Source organism: Aeromonas sp. FDAARGOS 1406 (assembly GCF_019048565.1).
GTDB classification, from domain to species: Bacteria; Pseudomonadota; Gammaproteobacteria; order Enterobacterales; family Aeromonadaceae; genus Aeromonas; species Aeromonas caviae.
The window spans coordinates 1,056,908-1,075,898 of the sequence record NZ_CP077378.1 but is presented as its reverse complement, the minus strand read 5'-3'; the positions used below and the strand labels follow the sequence as shown (position 1 = coordinate 1,075,898).

Below are 18,991 nucleotides of genomic sequence, written 5' to 3'. Positions count from 1 at the left end.
CATCGCGAGGTGATATTGTGAAAGTTCTTCAGCAAGCATCATCAGATGTGCTCGTGTCAATATGTTGTTTGAGTTTCAATCATGAAAAATATATAGCTCAAACATTAGACTCATTTCTATCGCAGAAAACAAGTTTTAAATTTGAAATACTTGTGCATGATGATGCATCAACAGATCAGACGCGAAAAATACTGTTAAGATATAAAAAAAAGTTTCCAGACAAATTTCGCTTGATGCTAAGGCGCAAAAATCAATACTTAAATCATAGGCATTATGCTATTTGGGCGTTCTTTTTAAAAGCCAAAGGGACATTTGTTGCCCTGTGTGAGGGTGATGATTACTGGTGTGATGAGTATAAATTACAGAAGCAGGTTGATTCCCTGATGCAGCATAAATGTGCGCGTTTTTCCTTTCATAGAACGCGTGTGCAAGATGATTGGAAGGTAGCTAAATGTACGATTCCTTCATCTGGTTTTGATGGTCACAATAACGTATTAACACCAAATCAGATGATGGAATTAATTGAATATGAATTGATCCATTTTTCATCATTTATGTTTCGTTCTGACTTGCTTTATCCAATATGCAGCACTTTTAAAAAGTACAATCAGATTGACACCGGTGATTATTTTATTCGGCTAATATGTGTTGTTGCAGGTGATAGCGTGTTTATTGATGACACAATGTCGGTGTACAGATGTAATGTCGAGAATTCCTGGACGACCAATACAAAAAATGATGTAGACAGATTAATTGTGCATGCTTGTAAAATGTTAAAGAATGTCAGTGCGCTGGAAGAAATACTCGGTAATAACCATGTCAGTTTTGTTGAACACCATAAAAGAGAGTACGCGCTAAGTCTTTTTACTTCAGCATGTAAAAAGTATGGTGATTGTTTTCGTGATGACGTATATGAATACATTGCAAACAAACTTGTCCCATTAATTGCTGTGAACGACGAGTGTCCCGTATTTTATGGGGCTGGTCCATTATTTAATAAAATTAAAAACAAGCTGATAGCTGAACGGCCGAATCACAAGTTATTGTTTCATGTTATAGATGTTTCACAACCAAAACATGTTGACATAGTCTCAGGGGCTAACTATCTAGGTCTTGATGATGTGTTAGATTTCGAGGCAACCTTTGTTATAACCCCCCTGTTCAGATGCGCTGGGATTGAAAAAAAACTATTAGAAAGATTTGGGGGGGTACGAAAGATGCTAAAAGTTGATGACTTTTTTGATGCTTCCGACCTCATTAGTTTCATTGATAATCATAATATGTGTGGTAATGAGATTTAACTTATTCGGAGTAAATCATGATGAATATTCCAGTAACAAAACCATTTTTACCTCCTCTGGAAGAGTTTATCCCATATTTGGAGAAAATATGGGAAAATCACCAGCTTACAAATAATGGCCCGTTCCATCAACAGTTGGAAAAGGCTCTCTGTGAGTATCTTGGTGTTGAATATATATCATTGTTTGCAAATGGAACAATAGCCCTAGTTACTGCTTTGCAAGCTTTACGGATAACTGGTGAAGTTATTACTACTCCTTATTCTTTTGTCGCTACAAGTCATTCATTAATATGGAATGATTTAACTCCGGTATTTGTTGATATTAAACCTGGCTCGTTCAATATTGATCCGGAAAAAATTGAGGCGGCAATAACTCCACGCACAACAGCCATTATGCCTGTACACTGTTATTCAGAGCCATGTGCTCTTAATGAAATACAGCAGATAGCTGATAACTATGGCCTAAGCGTTATTTATGACGCAGCTCATGCATTTGGTGTGAAGTATCAGGATAAAAGCATATTGCAATATGGTGATATGTCGGTGCTGAGTTTTCATGCGACTAAGGTATTTAATACTTTTGAGGGCGGGGCTATAGTCTCTCGTACAAAAAAAGTTAAGCAACGCGTAGACTATCTAAAAAATTTTGGATTTGCCGATGAGGTAACCATTGTCGCTCCAGGTATCAATGGAAAAATGAGTGAAATCAATGCTGCATTCGGTCTTCTCCAGCTTAAACATATTGATTCTGCCATAGCTAAGCGAGCAGAGATTGATGCGCTTTATCGACAGAAATTATCTAATGTGCGTGGAATATCACTTCCTCCAATATCTTCTGAAACTAAGCACAATTATCCATATTTCCCAATCTTGATAAACTCCGATTACCCACTATCGCGTGACAGGATGTATCAAGTGCTTAGGGAGCAGGGAGTTTATGCCCGTAGATACTTCTATCCCCTTATCAGTAATATGCCTATGTATCGTGGGCTCCCTTCCTCTGCTGTTGATAATTTAAAACAGGCAAACATTATCTCTGAACAGGTTATTTGCTTGCCTATTTATCCTGAATTGTCGGTGACAGAGCTAGAGCGCATTATTTCGATTATTAAGGAGATATAAAATGACAATACTTTATGCGGTTTACGGTGCAGGTGGATTGGGTCGCGAAGTCATGCCTTTGCTACGCCAAAAAATTCACGATGGTGGCAGTCTTTTTTTTGTGGTTGATGATAAAAACAATATGTCACAAGTGAATGGGTACCCCGTTCTCTCATTTGAAGAATTTAAAAACCATAAGGCATATGAAAAATATTTTATTGTCGCCATTTCGGATGGCGAGGTAAGAGCAAGAATATTTGAACGTTGTTGTAGTGCCGGTTTTAAACCTTATTCGCTAGTGGCTGATAACGTTATTATTATGGATGACGTTAAATTAGGTGCTGGGGCAATATTAAGCCCATTTTCATGTCTAACATCCAATATAGAGATTGGTCTGTGTTTTCAGGCTAACATTTATTCATATGTTGGTCATGATTGTAGAGTGGGTGACTATGTTACGCTCGCCCCTGGTGTGAAATGTAATGGCAATGTTGTGATTGAAAATCATGTTTATGTTGGAGCTGGAGCCATCATAAAACCAGGGTCGCGATCAAGCCCTACTATTATCGGTCGAGGTGCTACCATCGGCATGGGGGCTGTTGTTATTCAGAATGTGGCTCCTGGTGCGCATGTTTTCGGTAATCCAGCCAGAACCTTTAGCATAAATAAAAACTGAGCTTATGATTTATATCGGTCATAATGGCTCTATGAAACGTTATTTCATGATTTAATTTTGTATTTGTAATTCTTTTTTTATCTTTTTTTGTAGAAGAGAAAACCCATGAAAACGTTGGTTACTGATTTGCTTTTTCCGTCAAAATATTCCAAGTGGCGAATTTCGGAAATATCTTCTTTTATTGTTGACCGAGGCGCTGATATATTGGTGTTTAAGGTGGATGCTTATGCAAATATTACTTATGGGTTCGATTATGATGAGATGTTCCATGAGTTTTCTCTGGAAGGGTATAACATTTTGATATTTGATCAAAAATATAATTATATAAATAAGTACAACAAGAGAGTCGATGGTACTGCGTGGAATGGTAAATACTACGGTAGCTATTTGTTTACTAGAAGCTTAGATTTTAACCCCGATGATTATGGTTTTGTTTATCATATTTTTTTGAATAACTACTTGGTGTTTAATAAGTATTTTAATTTTCCGATGGAAATGCAGGCCGTTCATCTCTATCCTGGTGGAGGGTTCATTGATGAGAAGTCTTTAGTTTCTTTGCACAAAACCACTAAAGTTATATCAACAACACCGAAGACCTCGAAGCTGTTATATAATATTGGACACACAAATTATATAGAATGTCTTTGTGCTCCGTTAACGTCGTCTGCGGATGAAAAACCAATATTAAGGAAGAAAAATCAAGGAAAATTAAAAGTTGTTTTTGCCAGCATGGGGCATGCTGCTGAGAAAGGCGATGAGCAATATAGATGGATTGTAAATGCATATAAGGAGCGGTATTTGCATGATGGTGTAGATTTTCTTTCTATATCAATATATCCCTTATCTGATAACATTAAAAATTATATGCCTATGTCGATGAAAGAACTCACTGATTTTTATAGACATAACGTCGATTTAATTATTAGTATCGACACTGGGCTCGCGTTTCATGGTTGGCCGTTAGGTTTAGAGGCTGTACTTACTGGAGTCGCGCTGGCGACGACGGATCCGCATAAATGGCGCGAGATGTATGAAATATCGGACGATGCAATTTTTGTATTTGATGTAGACAAGCTAGATAGTGTCGTTTCGTTCATTCATGAGCTTTATTGTGACCGAGACTATTTGCACGCGATTTCAATAAAGGGTCAAGCTGAGTTTTATAAGCTATGTTGTTATAGTTCTCAGCAAGAAATGATTTTTAATTATATCGATGGAAATATGCGTTACTAGTAATGAACAATAAATAAATCAAGTCTTTGAGTGCCTGCTCGTGCATTGGTTAACTGATTTCAATATGTCAATGAAATGTGTGTTTATTGTTCTGGGTTTAATTTTTCTTTTACTTAGATTTGCGCTCGCTAGTGCCAGAGTGTATGGAGATGGTATTCACCTGACAGTTGCCCACAAAAGGGAGTGGTCATACGGCTTCAAACCGGATAACAAAACGGTACCCCTACCGTGTTATCCGGAGTCACCGTATGACCACCAACGAGAAAGTAGCACGTCGTAAACTCAGCCTGCTAGGGAAGGTGCGAATAAGTCATATGGCACGAGAGCATTTACTGGTAACCCATTGATATTAAATGACTAAAATTTTCATTTTTTGTTCGTGGGATACTTGTTCGCACTTTCCCTAGAGCTCGCCAAAGAGCTTAATAACGTCAGCAAAGCCTGCAAGCTCATCGGCTACAGCCGCCAGCAGTTCTACGAGATTCGCCGTAACTACCAGACCTATGGGGCTGAGGGCTTGCTCGACAAACTCCCCGGCTGCAAAGGGGCGCATCCCAACCGGGTCGCTCCCGAGATTGAGCAGGCCATCCTCGATTACTCCCTCACCAGACCAACCCATGGCCCGCTGCGGGTCGCGCAAGAACTGGCTCTGCAAGGCATCAACGTCAGTGCGGGCGGTGTGCGTGGCGTGTGGCAACGTCACGACTTGCTCTCCAAGCATGACCGCTTGTTGCGCCTCGAGAAAACCCACAGGGAACAGACGATTGAGCTCAATGACGAGCAGATCCGCCTGCTCGAGCGCTTCAGCCCCGAGTTTCGCGAACGCCAAATTGAGGTTCACTACACCGGGGAACTGGTGGCGGTCGACACCTTCTTCGTCGGCGCACTCAAGGGGGTGGGCAAGGTGTATCTGCAAACCGTACTGGACTGCTACAGCCGCCACGCCTGGGGACGGCTCTACACCAGCAAGCTGCCGGTGACCTCGGTCCATGTGCTCAACGAAACGGTCCTGCCGTTCTTCGAGGCTCACGAGGCGCGGGTCTATACCCGTCATTCCGCACCTGATTTTGCTATTTTCAGTGCTTGACGGCGATCGGCCGTTCTGATCTATTACTCTCTTTTGCAGGTAGATCATCATGGCCGCACCCGCTATCTCGATCCGTAACCTCGATCACCTTGGTTTGGTCGCCGCACTCTGCCAGGAACTGGGCATTGCCCGCATGATCGATGCCTTGCTCCCCAAAACCCCGCCTTTCAAGGTCTCACATGGTGAAGCCTTGGTCGCCATGATAGTGAACGGCCTCGGCTTTCACAGCAGCACCCTGCACATGTTCCCGCAATTCTTCGCTAACAAGCCGGTTGAGCGCCTGATTGGCCCCGGGATCTGTGCTGATGACCTCAATGATGATGTGCTCGGTCGCTGTCTCGATGCCCTCTTTGAGGCCGATGTCAGCGCCTTGTATCAGGTGATGGCGGCGCAAGTTGTCGAGCGGCTGGGGCTCAAAAGCACCGCAGTGCACCTCGATATTACCAGCTTCCACGTCGATGGCGCCTATGACTGTGCCGATGGGGATCTGGTCGGTAAGCTGCAACTGGTGCGTGGTTATAGTCGTGATCACCGGCCAGAGCTGAATCAAGTGATCCTTGAGCTCATCTGTGAAAATCAGGCCGGCCTACCTGTCTATATGCAGGCCCTGAGCGGCAATAGTAATGACACCAAAGCCTTTGCCCAGACCGTTCGTCGCCATTTGAGCAGTCTCAAGGCCGCGCAGGAGTGCCGTTATCTGGTCGGCGATGCCGCACTGTACTGCGCCGATACCTTGCAATTACTGGCGCAACAGCAGCAACTATTTGTGACCCGGGTGCCCGTCACTCTCAATGAGGCAAAGCAGGCCGTGGCAACCATAGGTGCACAACCGCTGACCGCTCTGGGCAATGGCTATCATGGCCGTTGGCAACACGCGAATTATGCCGGGGTCGCGCAACGTTGGTTGCTGGTGCGCAGCGAACAAGCCAGCCACCGCGAGCAGCAGACATTGGCCAAAAACCTGCTCAAAGACAGTACCCGCGAGCTCAAAGCCTTCGCCAAATTGTGTGCCCGACGCTTTGCTTGTGAGGCGGATGCCCAAGCTGAGTTGAGCTGTTTTACCGCCAGCTTGATGCTGCTGCAACTGGATGCCGAAGTGGTAGGTGAACCCGTTTATACAGGACGTGGCAGACCCAAGCGTGGCGAAGAGCCAATTGGCCATCAGTTTCAAATCACTGGGTTGGCGGCAACTAGCCTGGCTTGCGTTGAAGAGGCCCACAACCAGACCGGGGTGTTCATCCTGGCGACCAATGACCACAGCGATACGCTGACCATGGCCGAACTTTTGGCCACCTATAAAGCGCAGCAGAATGTCGAACGGGGCTTTCGTTTTCTCAAGAGCCCGGAGTTTTTAACCTCCTCACTGTACCTGAAAAAGCCGGAGCGGATTGAAGCGTTGCTCATGGTGATGACCTGTAGCCTGATGATTTACGCAGCGTTGGAGCACCGGATCCGGCAGGGATTAGTGGAGCAGAATCGCAGTGTGGCGGATATGAAAAAGAAACCGACCCAGCAGCCGACGGCCCGTTGGATCTTTTTGCGCTTTGGTGGCATCCATGAATATCGACTGGGAGAAGCTCCGCCACAAGTAACGGAGCTAACAGGAGACCAGCAGATCATTTTGGAGGTATTGGGTGAGCGCTATCGGCAAATTTATTCCTAAATCAGGTGCGGAATGTCGGCTATACCATCCTGTCGGACAACGGGCGCGAGTTCTGCGGGCGCCCTGACCATCACCCCTACGAGCTGTTCCTGCAACTGGAGGGGATTGAGCACCGGACCACCAAGGTACGCAGGCCGCAGAGCAACGGCTTTATCGAGCGGCTACATCGCACCCTGCTGGATGAACACTTCCGTATCAAGGGGAGGACGATCTGGTATGAATCAGTGGAGCAGATGCAGACAGACCTGGACAGCTATCTGGATCACTACAACACCCAGCGGCCACATCAGGGCAGGATGATGGAGGGTCAAACCCCCTACAGCATGTTCAAAAAGGGTCTGAAATTGATACCGAAGGAAGTGCGCACTAAAGTAGCGTAAACAAGACACCGGTTTGAGGCCGGTGTCAGGTGATAACTAGATCTGTACAGCCAGAGAATGGCGCTAGCGAGAATGCTATTTTTTCATGTAAATAGCCCATGTATCTTCTTCGGTTATTAAACTTGATACAGGTAATAAATTTTCGTCAATAGCACGTTTAACACCTGGTCAATCAGTATCATCCATCACGATCATGCCGCCACTTTTTATTTTGGGTAAATGATTTATTATGTCAGCCTTGACGCAATCATAATCATGATTTCCATCTATATGAATAAAATCATATGTGTCCGCTGTAAAGGTATGATGTATATCTCTAGAGTTGTCTCTGACTAAATTAACGTAACGATTTAACTTGTTGCTGTTAATTATTTCAACTAATTCACTATAAATTCTATCAAGTGTCAATTGGTCCGGAATTAGCTTACGCACCGTAATTGCTATGCTTTCGTCTTGAATATGATTCCATATTAAATCGTAGTCATAAGGGTCAATTGCTGTTACATGCCCTGATGTTTTTGTTACTGCTTCGGTGATATACATTAAGCTTGCGCCACGCCAAACGCCTATTTCTATACAGTCTTTGTATTGATTTTTGTGATTAAAGACATCATCATCTCACCTTTTCGTGGAGTGCATCTTCCCCCTCCATCTAGTCGGTCTTTCTTTATTAGGTCAATCAAGTTATTCATATCCCATCTCCAATTGATAGCCTTATGGAAGAAGTATTACGAGTTGATGTATATGCGTTTCGTTAGTCATGCTACATGTTATTATTCTGATGTTGCTCTTGTTTATTTTTTTTTTTTTTTTTTTTTTTTTGCCCTGAGTGTCAAATGTTGTTATTCAATTTCTTATTTAAGCTAATAATCATTGCATGCTTAAACTTGTATATTTCTAGAGTCATGTTTGCTGTTACATATTACAGTATTGATATGAATAGCATTTATTCATCCAAGGTCTATTTTGTTTGAAAATAATTCAACAATACGTTTTTAACCATATCTAGCTGCTCGATTTGCAGACACGGAAACAGCGGCAGCGTGATGGCGCCAGCATAGAACTGTTCGGCGTGCGGCAAGGGGCCCGGGGCCCAGCGTTGATACCAGGGTTGCTTATATATCGGCATGTAGTGCACGTTGGCACCGATGCCCTGTGCTCGCAGCTGCGCAAACCGGGCTGCACGCTGTTCCGGGGCCACGTGGTGCACAAATAGATGAAACGCACTGCGCCGCTCGGCACTGAAGTAGCGGTGGAGGAGTTCTGGCGCTAGAGCCTCGAAATAGCGGCGGGCCAGTTCACCGCGCTTGCGGATCCAGGTTTCCAGATTGGCCATCTGGCTCAAGCCCAATGCGGCCTGGATATCGGTCATGCGGTAGTTGAAGCCGAGCTTCTGCTGCTCGTAGTACCAGGGGCCGTCCGGCTGGTTGATAAAATCTTCCGGCTCGCGGGTGATGCCATGGCTGCGCAGCAGGCGCATGGTTTTGGCCAGCGTGGCGTCATTGGTCATCGCCATGCCGCCTTCACCTGTGGTGATGATCTTCACCGGGTGGAAGCTGAAAATGGTGATGTCGCTGTAGCGGCCGTTGCCGGTGGGCTCGCCGTGATAGCGTGCGCCGAGGGCGTGGCAGGCATCTTCGATGATCCGAAAACCATACTCTTGTCCCAAGCGGTGGATATCCTGCATGTCGCAGGGGAGGCCAGCGAAGTGTACCGGTATTACTACTTTGGGTAGTTTTCCTTCCGCCTGGGCGGCAATCAGTTTCCTCTCCAGCTCCACTGCGCACATGTTCCCTGTATCGGGCTCAATGTCGACGAAGTCGACTTGTGCACCGCAATAGAGAGCACAGTTGGCGGATGCAACGAAGCTGATGGGCGATGTCCAGACCCAATCCCCGTGGCCGACGCCCAGCGCCAGACAGGCGATATGGAGTGCTGCAGTACCTGAATTGACCGCCACCCCAAATTTAGCTCCGCAGTAATCAGCTACTGTTTGCTCGAAACGGGGGACGACTGGCCCCTGAGTCAGGAAGTCGGACTTGAGAACTTTCACGACAGCATCGATATCTGCCTGGCTGATAGATTGACGGCCGTAGGGGATCATTCTGCTACCTTGCTCTGGTTCATCTTCTGCAGTTGTTTAATAGAGAAAAAGTCAGGGTTGCTGCGAGAGTTGTATTCAAATCCCTGCTCGACCATCTTTCCCTTCTCGCCTGCCGCAGTTTTGGAGAAATCGTTGTTGCGGTTATTGAAGTTGATGGTTGGGCCAATTACGAAGAAGTCATCAAATTCAAAGGTGTGATAAGAGTCATCGGCAGGGCACATCACTTCGTGAAGCTTTTCTCCCGGGCGAATGCCGATGATTTTGTGTGGCAGGTGAGGGGCCATGGCACAGGCCAAATCTGTGATGCGAACAGATGGCAATTTGGGAACGAATATTTCCCCTCCCTTCATCCGCCCAAAATTGTCCAGTACGAAATCTACCCCTTGCTGCAAAGTGATCCAGAAACGCGTCATCTCCTCATGGGTGATGGGCAACGCATCCGCATTCTGGTCAATCAGCTTTTGGAAGAAGGGGACGACAGAGCCGCGAGAACCGACCACGTTGCCGTAGCGGACTACGGCAAAACGGGTGGGATCCTGTCCCGCGATGTTGTTTGCTGCCACGAAGAGCTTGTCTGATGCCAGTTTGGTGGCACCGTAGAGATTGATTGGATTGGCGGCTTTGTCAGTGGAGAGGGCAATAACTTTTTTGACTTGATTGAGCAAAGCGGCCTGGATGACGTTCTCTGCACCATGGATATTGGTTTTAATACACTCCATGGGGTTGTATTCAGCGGCTGGAACCTGTTTCAGTGCTGCTGCATGAACCACGTAATCGACGCCACGCATTGCCATGGTAAGCCGGTTGGCGTCTCGGACATCACCGATAAAATAGCGCATGCAGGGGTCGTTAAACTCCTGCTGCATCTCGAACTGTTTCAACTCGTCGCGCGAGTAAATGATCAAGCGACGGGGTTCATAACGCTCCAGTATGGTCTTGATAAAAAGCTGGCCGAAAGAGCCTGTGCCACCGGTGATCAGGATCGTTTTATCATTGAACATAGTGAGCATCTCATTTAAAAAAACATTGATGAATCATATAGTAACAAATAAGACTCCAGAGTCTTGCAAGAAGAATGTGATCGACCGAGAAAATGATGACTTTACAGATATCGACGCATGTGGTGAAAAACTTGAATTTTATCATGCTGTCTTAACATGATGGGTCTACTAATCAGCACCTTGTCCCGTATGCGCATCCTCGATCGCCTCGCATATCTGCTCCACCGCGTTGAGGGCGCGGGGGGTGAAACGGTGCAGTTCATCGGCGTTGATGAGGGCGAGCCGTTGGTGTTTGACGGCGTCCAGCATGGGCCACTGCCGCCAGTGATCCAGCACGGAAGGATCCCGGCCGCCAGCCAGGATAAGCCCGGGATTGCCCTTGATCACCTGCTCCAGCCCGACTTGGGGGTAGGCTGCTCCCGTCTTCGCCATGATGTTGCGTCCGCCGCAGAGGGTGATGGCCTGCCCCGGCCAGGTCGAATTATTGACGCTGGTGAGCGGCGGGTACCAGAGCTGATAGAAGACCGACAGGGGCTTGGGCTCGCCGTAGCGCGCAGCCAGGGCGTCGAGCCGGGTCAGATAGGCGCGGGCTTGCTCGTCGGCTCTGGGCGTGAGCCCGAGCAGGTGCCCCAGGCTGCGCATCTCGGTGGCCAGGGAGGCAAAGTCGGTGGGCTCCGAGTAGAAGACGGGGATGCCGAGGCGCTCGACCGGGCCCAGCATGCGGGCCTGGGCGGAGCGCCAGGCCACTACCAGATCCGGCTTCTGGGCCAGCAGCGCCTCTAGGTTGATGCTGCGATAGTTGGCCACCCGGGGGAGGTTGGCCACCTCGGCGGGGTAATCGGAGGCATCGTCGGTGGCGACCACGCGATCCCCGGCGCCGATATCGAACAGCAGTTCCGTCAGATGGGGAGTGAGGCTCACGATGCGCTGCGGCGGGGTGGCCATGGCGCACAGTGAGGTGCCCAGCAGGCAGACAAACAGGCCCAGGGCACGAAGGGAAACGCGATCAGCCATGATTGAGCGCCATCAATGTCAGGAGCAGCGAGAGCCCGAGCCAGCCCCAGCCGGTCAGTTGCAGACGCTGCAGCAGGCGCAGGGGCAGGTTGGCATCGGGTTCGCTCCCTTCATCAAATACCGGAAAGCGCACCAGCTGGCCCTGATAGTAGCGGGGGCCGCCGAGTCGGCGGCCCGTGGCCCGGGCCAGCAACGCGAGCAGGACCCCCATGGCGGGATGGGGCCAATGCAGCGCAGGTCGCACTCTGTTGCCCAGCCCGCGCACCTGGGTCAGGCACAGGGGGAGCGCCAGCAACAGGATGGCGGGGGCGCAGAAACCCTGATAGAGCGCCGCAGCCGGGCGGCCGAAGTGGACGAACGCGCTTTGCTTGGGGTTCCACGCCAGATGGGTCAACTGGGCGAGCCGCACCAGCAGGGCACCCTGTACCCCGGCCAGGGCGAAGCCCAGCAGGGGGGCGGCCCACTGACCGACGAGGCGCAGTACGCAGGTCTCGCTCACCGCCTTGTTCAACCCCATCACCGAGAGCTTGCCGGTTTCCCGCTTGAGCCAGGGGGCGACCTGCAGCCTCGCCACGACCAGCGTCTCCTGGGTCGCCAGGGCGCGGCTCCCCCGGGCGAGTTCCCGCAAGGGGCGGGATTCGAGCATCAGCAGCAGGAACAGGAGGTCGAACAGAGGTTCGGACAGGGAGAGATTGCGCACCGCCCAGAGACCGGCTGCGCAGGGCACCCAGACCACCAGCAGGGCAAGGAGCCCGGCCTGGCTCTGCTGGCGTGGCGTGCCGTCGGGGCGATAGACCTTCTGGCCGAGGCGGGTGAGCAGAGGCACGGCTGCGCCGGGTCGAAAGCGTGCGGGCCAGGGCAGCAGGGCCTCCAGCAGGGCGGCCCCCACCATGATGGCCGCCGTCGTGGAGGCGAGGGCGGTCATCAGGGCATCCCAGGAGGGGGCGTCGATCACAGCTTGCCGAGCAGCGCGATGATCACTTCGGCGGAGTGTTGACCCGCCACCTCGATGAAGGCATCGAAGGATTCCACCTGCTCCTTGCCGGCGATGTCCGACATGGCCCGTACCACCAGATAGGGCACCTTGAACATGTGGCACACCTGGCCGATGGCGGCCCCTTCCATCTCCACCGCCAGCATCTGCGGAAAGTCGGCACGGGCTTTCGCGATGGCGTCCGGCTTGCACATGAACTGATCGCCGGTGCAGATGAGCCCGACCTTGGTCTGGTGCTTGCCTTGCTCGGCAATGCAGGTCTGTGCCAGGGCGATGAGTTTTTCGTCGCAGGGGAAGGCGGCGGGCTGCTGGGCCATCTGGCCCATTTCGTAACCGAAGGCGGTCACGTCCACGTCGTGGAAGCGCATCTCGCTCGCGATGACCACGTCACCGATGTGCAGATCCTGGGCGAAGCCACCGGCAGAACCGGTGTTGATGACGCAGTCGGGGGCGAATTTTTCCAGCAGCAGGCTGGTGGCGACGCTGGCGGCGACCTTGCCGATGCCGGAGCGGGTCAGGATCACCTCTTTACCGGCCAGGCGGCCCTGATAAAACTCGCAGCCACCCAGTTGCAGGGTGGTGGGTTCGCTCAGCTGGCTGCGCAGCAGGGCCACTTCCTGCTCCATGGCGCCGATAATACCTACTTTCATCATCTACCTCGTCTCGATGGCCGCTGGGCCGAAAAAGTTGGCGGGGATGATAACAAAACTTGGCGATGGCGCCGAGCATTGCGATGGCGCGGATGGGGGGTCAGGGGTAGCGTCTGGCCAGGGCGGCCAGTTCACCACTGTCTGCGAGCCGTTGCAGGGTGTTGGCGAACAGGGTCAGGCGCTCGGGGGCACTGTGGCGATGGAACAGGATGTAGAAGGGAGTCTCTTCCATCACGGTGGGGAGGATGCGGATCTTGTCGGCCAGCCCCTGTTCGCGCAAGTCGGACTCAAACCCAGGGGAGCGGTAGTAGACGAAACGGCCGCGCTTCATTAACAACTTCTCGTAGTTGGCCTGGTTGCTGATCCCGCCGCTGTCGATGATGAGGCCGCCGATGTCCTGGAGCCGGGCGATGGCACCGCTGCCATGGTTGATGAGGATGATGCCCGCCTGGCCGAGGGCCCTGACATCCTGCCAGCTGCGTATCTCGACGGGATCGTCACGGCGCACCGCCAGGTGGTAGCGCACCGTGAAGATGGCGGGGGTCAGGACGATGAAGTGATCCCGCCTGGCCGGGCTCTCTCCCACGCCGCAGATGAAGTCCAGCTGGCCGTGCTGCACCTTCTTTTCCAGCCGTCGCAGCGGCAGGAAGCGCTGATCTCCCTCAATGCGAAGGGCAGGCTCCCTCGCTTCCATGAGCCGGAAGAGATCGACGCAGATCCCGCCGACATGCCCGTCGGGGAGCGTCACGTACTTGGGGGACGACGCCTGTTGCGCGGCCGTATGAAAGACCTCGGTGGCGCCAATGGCCCTGGCGGTGAGGACAAGCAGACACAGCAGCAGGATTATCCTGAGGGTCATCCGGGCAGGCTTCCGATGGGATTCAGGCGCCGTACATCAACCAGTCAAAGGGCGCCGGGGGCTCAACATTAGGCGATTTCCCCCTCTTATTTCAAGGGGTTCGCGCTGTCGTCATCGGGCGCACGGGGCTTGAGGGGGGTGATCAGCCGAGTGCGGTGTCGAGGGTCATCATCAGGGCGAAGCCCGCCATGAGACCCAGGGTGGCGTGGGTCTGGTGGCCGTTGCGATGGGTTTCCGGGATCACCTCGTGGGAGACCACAAACAGCATGGCACCAGCCGCGAGCCCGAGGCCGATGGGGTAGGCGATGGCCATGCCGCTGGCGAGTCCGACCCCGAGCAGGGCGCCGAGCGGTTCCAGCAGGCCGCTGCCGATGGCGACCAGCACGGCCACCGGCGGGCGAAAACCGGCTGCGCACATGGCCAGCGCTACAGCCAGTCCTTCGGGAATGTCCTGCAGGGCAATGGCGGTCGTGAGGGGCAGTCCCACCGTCATGTCCCCCTGGGAGAAGCTGACCCCGATGGCCATGCCTTCGGGCAGGTTGTGCAGGGCGATGGCGAAGACGAACAGCCAGACCCGTGAGCAGCTCTCATGGCCGGGACCACAAGGGCCGGTCTTGTCGTGTTCGTGAGGGGTGAATTGATCCAGTCCCAGCATCAGCAGCACCCCGAGGGTCATGCCGGCCACCACCACGGCGGCGGCGAGGAAGCCGTCACCCGTGATCCCCTCGGCGGCCTCGAGCCCCGGCAGCAGCAGGGAGAAGGCGCTCGCCGCCAGCATCATGCCGGCGGCGAACCCCAGCATGGCATCTTCCACCCGTTGGGGAACGGCGCGCAGGAACAGGGCAGGCAGGGCGCCCAGCGCCGTGGCGGTAAAACCCGCAGCGCCGCCGATGAGGCCATAGCGTACCCCGGCCGTGATCTCTCCTGCTGCCAGCATGACGAGACTCTGCACCAGGAGCAGCAGCACGGCGACCAGGGCGAGCAGCAGCCCCAGGGCGATGAGGGGGCGATCCGCTATCTGCTCGCGCAGTTGGACAGACCAGGAAGGGGAGAGGGTCGATACGTTGTCCATGGGGCCTCTGAAGACAGGAATGGGGAGAGACGAGCGGCCATTACATAACCTGGCCCCTGCTTTGTCCATGACGGCGGACCGATTGTGGCAATCGGCTCAAGTTTTGCGTCGAGCTGGTCGCTACTGTGCTGGCAGCCTCGTGGCGGGCACAAGGCCCGGCGTGGGGCGAGCGGGAAGCAAGGGATCCCCTCTCTTCGCTCCCATCGTCATTTCCCGTCAGGAGTCTCGGGTCACCGCTTACACGGATGTGATCATTGTGTCACTGCACATCTGCAGTCGAGGATCACCAGCCAACATGTCTTACAAGCATCTCTCCATCGGCAAGAAGATTGCCGCCGTCTTTGCGGTCATTGCTGTCATCAACGCCGTCTTCGGCCTGTTTCTCGCCACCGAACTGCGGGACATTCGGGATCGGGTATTGAACTTCACCGACTCCACCCTGCCAAGCGTGCTCTCGGTGGACAACCTGCTCTACGACGTCTCCTATGTGCGCCGTGCCCAGTTTGCCCTGCTGATGGTGGAAGATGCCGTCGACAGGCAGGTTCGCCGCGCCCGCATCCAGGAGAGCCTGGGCAAGGTGCAGCAGGTCATGGATGCCTACGAGGCAACCGTGGGGGCCGAGCATGAACGCCAGGCCTTCAACCGCGTCAAGCAGCAGTGGCTGCAATATCTGGGGGCCGTCAACCAGGTGGATGCCCTGTTGTTCCAGGGCAGCAGGGATGAGGCCAGGGAGGCGCTGTTTCGCTCGAACGGGCTCTACACCGAGCTGGAGCTGGCGGTGCGTGCCCTGGTGAAGGTGAATCTTGGCTTTGTGGAAGAGAACCGTGGCAGCCTGCTTGGCAGCGTCACCATGGTGATGACCTTTGCCGTGGTGAGCATCGCGACCCTGCTGATCTTTATGGGGGTCATGACCTGGTTCCTCACCCGCCAGATCTGCCTGCCCCTGCAAGCCGTGGTGGCCCAGGCCAATGCCATCGCCCTGGGGGATCTGACCCATCGGCTGGATCGCCAGCACATCGGGCAGGACGAACTGGGGATGCTGGCCAGCGCCTCCCTCAAGATGCAGGACAACCTGCGTGGGCTCATCGAGGAGGTGGCCGCCGCCGTGACCCAGCTGGGGGCCGCCATCGAGGAGATGAGCGCGGTCTCCGAGCAATCATCCCAGGGGATCCAGAGCCAGCAGCAGGAGATAGCCCAGGTCGCCACCGCCATGGCCCAGATGAAGGCAACGGTAGCAGATGTGGCGGGCAACACCGAGGTGGCCTCGGAGTCGGCAAGCTCTGCCAATGCCCTGGCTCGTCGCGGCAGTCAGGATGTGCAGGGGGCCCTGGATGCCATCACCCGGGTGGCTGGTGAGATGGAGCAGGCGGGCAACCTGGTGAGTGAACTGGAGAAAGAGTCTGCCCAGATCAACCTGGTGGTGGATGTCATTCGCGGCATTGCCGACCAGACCAACCTGTTGGCACTCAATGCCGCCATCGAGGCGGCCCGTGCCGGTGAGCAGGGGCGCGGCTTTGCGGTGGTGGCCGACGAGGTGCGCACCCTGGCGGGGCGTACCCAGGCCTCCACCGGCGAAATCGTCGCCATCATCGAGACCCTGCAGGCCCGTGCCAACCGGGCGAAGTCGGTGACCGGCCAGAGTTGCGAGATGATCCGCCAGTGCGTGAGCCAGAGCGAACGCACCAGCGTGGGCATTCGTCAGATTGAAGAGGCGGTGGCCCAGATAGCCGACATGGCGATCCAGATTGCCAGTGCCTGTGGCGAGCAGGATGCGGTCTCCGATGAGCTGGGCCGCAACGTGGCGCGCATCAACGACTCCTCCAACGAGGTCGCGACCGGCGCGGATCACACCGCCAAAGCCTGTCTGGAGCTGAGCCAGCTGGCGGCGGGTCTGCGCCAGAGCATGGGGCGCTTCCGCCTGGCCTGACGGTGGCCGCAGCCAATGAAAACGGGGCCCTGGGCCCTAATGCCGATCAGTTAAGGATCCATTGACCGATCCTCAGGCTGTGTAAGAATCCGAAACTCCTTGTTGGGTTTCGGATTTTTTTATGCGTATCGACCAAGCTCTCGACTTCATTCACGCCTGTCCTCCCGGAAAGTTTGAGTCCCTGTCTGACCTGCTGTCACCTGAACTGGTGCAGGCTTGCTTGGCCGAGACGGGCTCCGTCTCCTTGCGCCGACGGCGCATGCCCATGGAGCGGGTGCTATGGGCCATTATCGGGATGTCCTTGTTTCGTCATGTCCCTATGGCCCAGCTGGCCAACCAGCTCGATATCCTGTTACCCGGCGACCGGCCGTTTGTCGTCCCCAGCGCCTTCATCCAGGCGCGCCAAAAACTGGCTGACCAAGCCGTTCGACAGGTGTTCCAGCAGACCGCCACACTCTGGCATCAGCTGTGTCAGCACCCCACCTGGGCCGGCTTGCAGCTGCTGGCCGTGGACGGGGTGGTCTGGCGCACGCCCGATACTCCGGACAATGCCGGCGCCTTTGCCAAGTCGAAAACCGTCCAGGGGGAGACGCAATATCCCCAGGTCCGCATGTTGTGTCAGATGGAGCTGACCAGTCATCTGCTGACCCAGACAGTGATGGACTCCTGTGCGGTAAACGAGATGGTGTTGGCAGAGCAACTGATTGAAAAAACACCCGATAATAGCCTGACCCTGTTCGATAAGGGCTTCTACTCACTGGGGTTACTCCATGCCTGGCAACGCCAGGGCGTAGCGCGTCACTGGCTTATTCCGCTGAAAAAGGGGGCTCAATACGAGGTCATCCGCAAGCTGGGGCGGCAGGATGTGCTGGTACGCCTCAGAGCCAGTCCGCAGGCCAAGAAGAAGTGGAGCGAGTTGCCGGAGCAGTTCGAAGCCCGGCTGCTGACCCGGACGGTAAACGGCAAGGAGCGGCAGGTGCTGACCTCGCTCACCGACCCGCTGCGCTTCCCGGCCAGCGAGTTGATGGAGCTATACCAGAATCGCTGGGAAATCGAGCTGGGCTATCGGGAGATGAAACATAGCCTGCAACAGCACCGGCTGACGCTGCGCAGCAAGAAACCCGATGGAGTAAGGCAGGAGCTATGGGGCTTGGTATTGGCCTATAACCTACTGAGATATCAGATGGTTAGGATGGCGGCGAGCTTAAAGGGCTATACGGCCAGCCAGTTGAGCTTTCACATGGCATCGGTGTATCTGCTGCATGAACTCAGTTGCCTGCCGTTTGTGTCACCGGGCATGGTTCCAGGGCGTGTCGCTGAGTTGGACAAACAGGCAGAGCAGTTCAAGTTACCCGCCCGCCGAGAACGAAGTTACCCAAGGTGCATCAAAGCCAAACCACAGAAGTATGCGACGAGAAAACCTAGTAAAAACAATGCCAGTCAGGCTTAACTGACTGGCATTAGGCCCTGGGCCCCGTTGTTTTTCTCACCGCCAGGCGGCGTGGGTTCAGGCGCCCAGGCCGTTACCGGCGTCTTTCTTGGCAATCAGCTCAATCTTGTAACCGTCCGGGTCTTCCACGAAGGCGATGACGGTGGTGCCGCCCTTCACCGGGCCCGGCTCGCGGGTGATCTTGGCGCCGGCGGCGCGCAGCGCCTCGCAGGTGGCATAGATGTCGTCCGCTTCCAGGGCGATGTGACCATAGGCGGAACCGATCTCGTACTCGCTCACGCCCCAGTTGTAGGTGAGCTCGATGACGGCTTCATCCTTCTCGTCGCCGTAGCCGACGAAGGCCAGGGTGTACTTGTATTCGCTGTTCTCGCTCTTGCGCAGCAGTGTCATGCCCAGCACTCGGGTGTAGAAGTCGATGGAACGTTGCAGATCGCCGACGCGCAACATGGTATGCAGAATTCTCATTGCTCAATTCTCCGG

General features: G+C 53.5%; 16 protein-coding genes and 2 pseudogenes. 9 read left to right on the top strand and 9 right to left on the bottom strand.

What is annotated here, in order from left to right:
* The first annotated feature begins 17 nt into the window (after positions 1-17).
* From I6L36_RS04900 to I6L36_RS04870, 7 genes and pseudogenes are all read left to right on the top strand, one after another.
* Complete coding sequence (locus tag I6L36_RS04900; RefSeq protein ID WP_160317947.1) at positions 18-1,301, top strand: glycosyltransferase; 1,284 nt, start codon at positions 18-20, stop codon at positions 1,299-1,301.
* A gap of 17 nt (positions 1,302-1,318) precedes the next feature.
* Positions 1,319-2,422, top strand: a complete 1,104-nt coding sequence (locus tag I6L36_RS04895; protein ID WP_081000958.1) for a DegT/DnrJ/EryC1/StrS aminotransferase family protein — start codon at positions 1,319-1,321, stop codon at positions 2,420-2,422.
* A 1-nt stretch (position 2,423) separates the two neighbouring features.
* A complete protein-coding gene (locus I6L36_RS04890; protein WP_081000957.1) occupies positions 2,424-3,077 on the top strand; it encodes a NeuD/PglB/VioB family sugar acetyltransferase in 654 nt (217 codons plus the stop codon).
* Between the two features lie 105 nt (positions 3,078-3,182).
* Entirely contained in the window at positions 3,183-4,310 is a 1,128-nt protein-coding gene (locus I6L36_RS04885) for a hypothetical protein (RefSeq protein ID WP_216987044.1), read from the top strand.
* Between the two features lie 373 nt (positions 4,311-4,683).
* Positions 4,684-5,358: pseudogene (locus tag I6L36_RS04880) on the top strand (IS481-like element ISAs19 family transposase); the annotation flags it as partial.
* Positions 5,359-5,446: 88 nt separating this feature from the next.
* Positions 5,447-7,060, top strand: coding sequence for an IS1634-like element ISAs25 family transposase (locus I6L36_RS04875; RefSeq protein ID WP_049636888.1), 1,614 nt, complete (start codon positions 5,447-5,449; stop codon positions 7,058-7,060).
* 20 nt (positions 7,061-7,080) lie between these two features.
* Positions 7,081-7,440, top strand: a pseudogene (locus I6L36_RS04870) (integrase core domain-containing protein); the annotation flags it as partial.
* 168 nt (positions 7,441-7,608) lie between these two features.
* On the opposite strand, the gene I6L36_RS04865 reads toward I6L36_RS04870, so the two are convergent.
* The 8 genes from I6L36_RS04865 to I6L36_RS04830 form a co-directional block, all read right to left on the bottom strand.
* Positions 7,609-7,983, bottom strand: coding sequence for a class I SAM-dependent methyltransferase (locus I6L36_RS04865; protein ID WP_109113141.1), 375 nt, complete (start codon positions 7,981-7,983; stop codon positions 7,609-7,611).
* Positions 7,984-8,401: 418 nt separating this feature from the next.
* Positions 8,402-9,544 (bottom strand): UDP-4-amino-4,6-dideoxy-N-acetyl-beta-L-altrosamine transaminase, encoded by a 1,143-nt coding sequence (pseC, locus tag I6L36_RS04860; protein ID WP_053288533.1) that lies wholly within the window; start codon positions 9,542-9,544, stop codon positions 8,402-8,404.
* Entirely contained in the window at positions 9,541-10,545 is a 1,005-nt protein-coding gene (gene pseB / locus I6L36_RS04855) for a UDP-N-acetylglucosamine 4,6-dehydratase (inverting) (RefSeq protein ID WP_053288532.1), read from the bottom strand. Before pseB ends, pseC begins: the two co-directional genes overlap by 4 nt.
* 168 nt (positions 10,546-10,713) lie before the next feature.
* The gene (locus I6L36_RS04850) at positions 10,714-11,490 is read right to left on the bottom strand and encodes a cobalamin-binding protein (protein ID WP_162540678.1); all 777 of its coding nucleotides are present in this window, start codon (positions 11,488-11,490) and stop codon (positions 10,714-10,716) included.
* 61 nt (positions 11,491-11,551) lie between these two features.
* Positions 11,552-12,484 (bottom strand): cobalamin biosynthesis protein, encoded by a 933-nt coding sequence (locus tag I6L36_RS04845; protein WP_043156392.1) that lies wholly within the window; start codon positions 12,482-12,484, stop codon positions 11,552-11,554.
* 26 nt (positions 12,485-12,510) lie between these two features.
* The gene (gene mtnN, locus I6L36_RS04840; RefSeq protein ID WP_043156394.1) at positions 12,511-13,203 is read right to left on the bottom strand and encodes a 5'-methylthioadenosine/S-adenosylhomocysteine nucleosidase; all 693 of its coding nucleotides are present in this window, start codon (positions 13,201-13,203) and stop codon (positions 12,511-12,513) included.
* Positions 13,204-13,303: 100 nt separating this feature from the next.
* Positions 13,304-14,062, bottom strand: coding sequence for an ABC transporter substrate-binding protein (locus tag I6L36_RS04835; RefSeq protein ID WP_010674307.1), 759 nt, complete (start codon positions 14,060-14,062; stop codon positions 13,304-13,306).
* Between the two features lie 142 nt (positions 14,063-14,204).
* The gene (locus I6L36_RS04830) at positions 14,205-15,134 is read right to left on the bottom strand and encodes a ZIP family metal transporter (RefSeq protein WP_109113155.1); all 930 of its coding nucleotides are present in this window, start codon (positions 15,132-15,134) and stop codon (positions 14,205-14,207) included.
* A gap of 295 nt (positions 15,135-15,429) precedes the next feature.
* Between I6L36_RS04830 and I6L36_RS04825 the strand changes: the two genes are divergently transcribed.
* Positions 15,430-17,061, top strand: coding sequence for a methyl-accepting chemotaxis protein (locus tag I6L36_RS04825; protein WP_109113156.1), 1,632 nt, complete (start codon positions 15,430-15,432; stop codon positions 17,059-17,061).
* A gap of 121 nt (positions 17,062-17,182) precedes the next feature.
* Positions 17,183-18,511 carry an IS4 family transposase gene (locus tag I6L36_RS04820; protein WP_010676218.1) on the top strand — a complete coding sequence of 443 codons (1,329 nt, stop codon included), beginning with the start codon at positions 17,183-17,185 and terminating at the stop codon, positions 18,509-18,511.
* 57 nt (positions 18,512-18,568) lie between these two features.
* Here the strand turns inward: I6L36_RS04820 and gloA are convergent, their stop codons facing one another.
* Positions 18,569-18,976: a lactoylglutathione lyase gene (gloA, locus tag I6L36_RS04815; protein ID WP_109113135.1), complete on the bottom strand. Its 408-nt coding sequence runs from the start codon at positions 18,974-18,976 to the stop codon at positions 18,569-18,571.
* Positions 18,977-18,991: the final 15 nt, after the last annotated feature.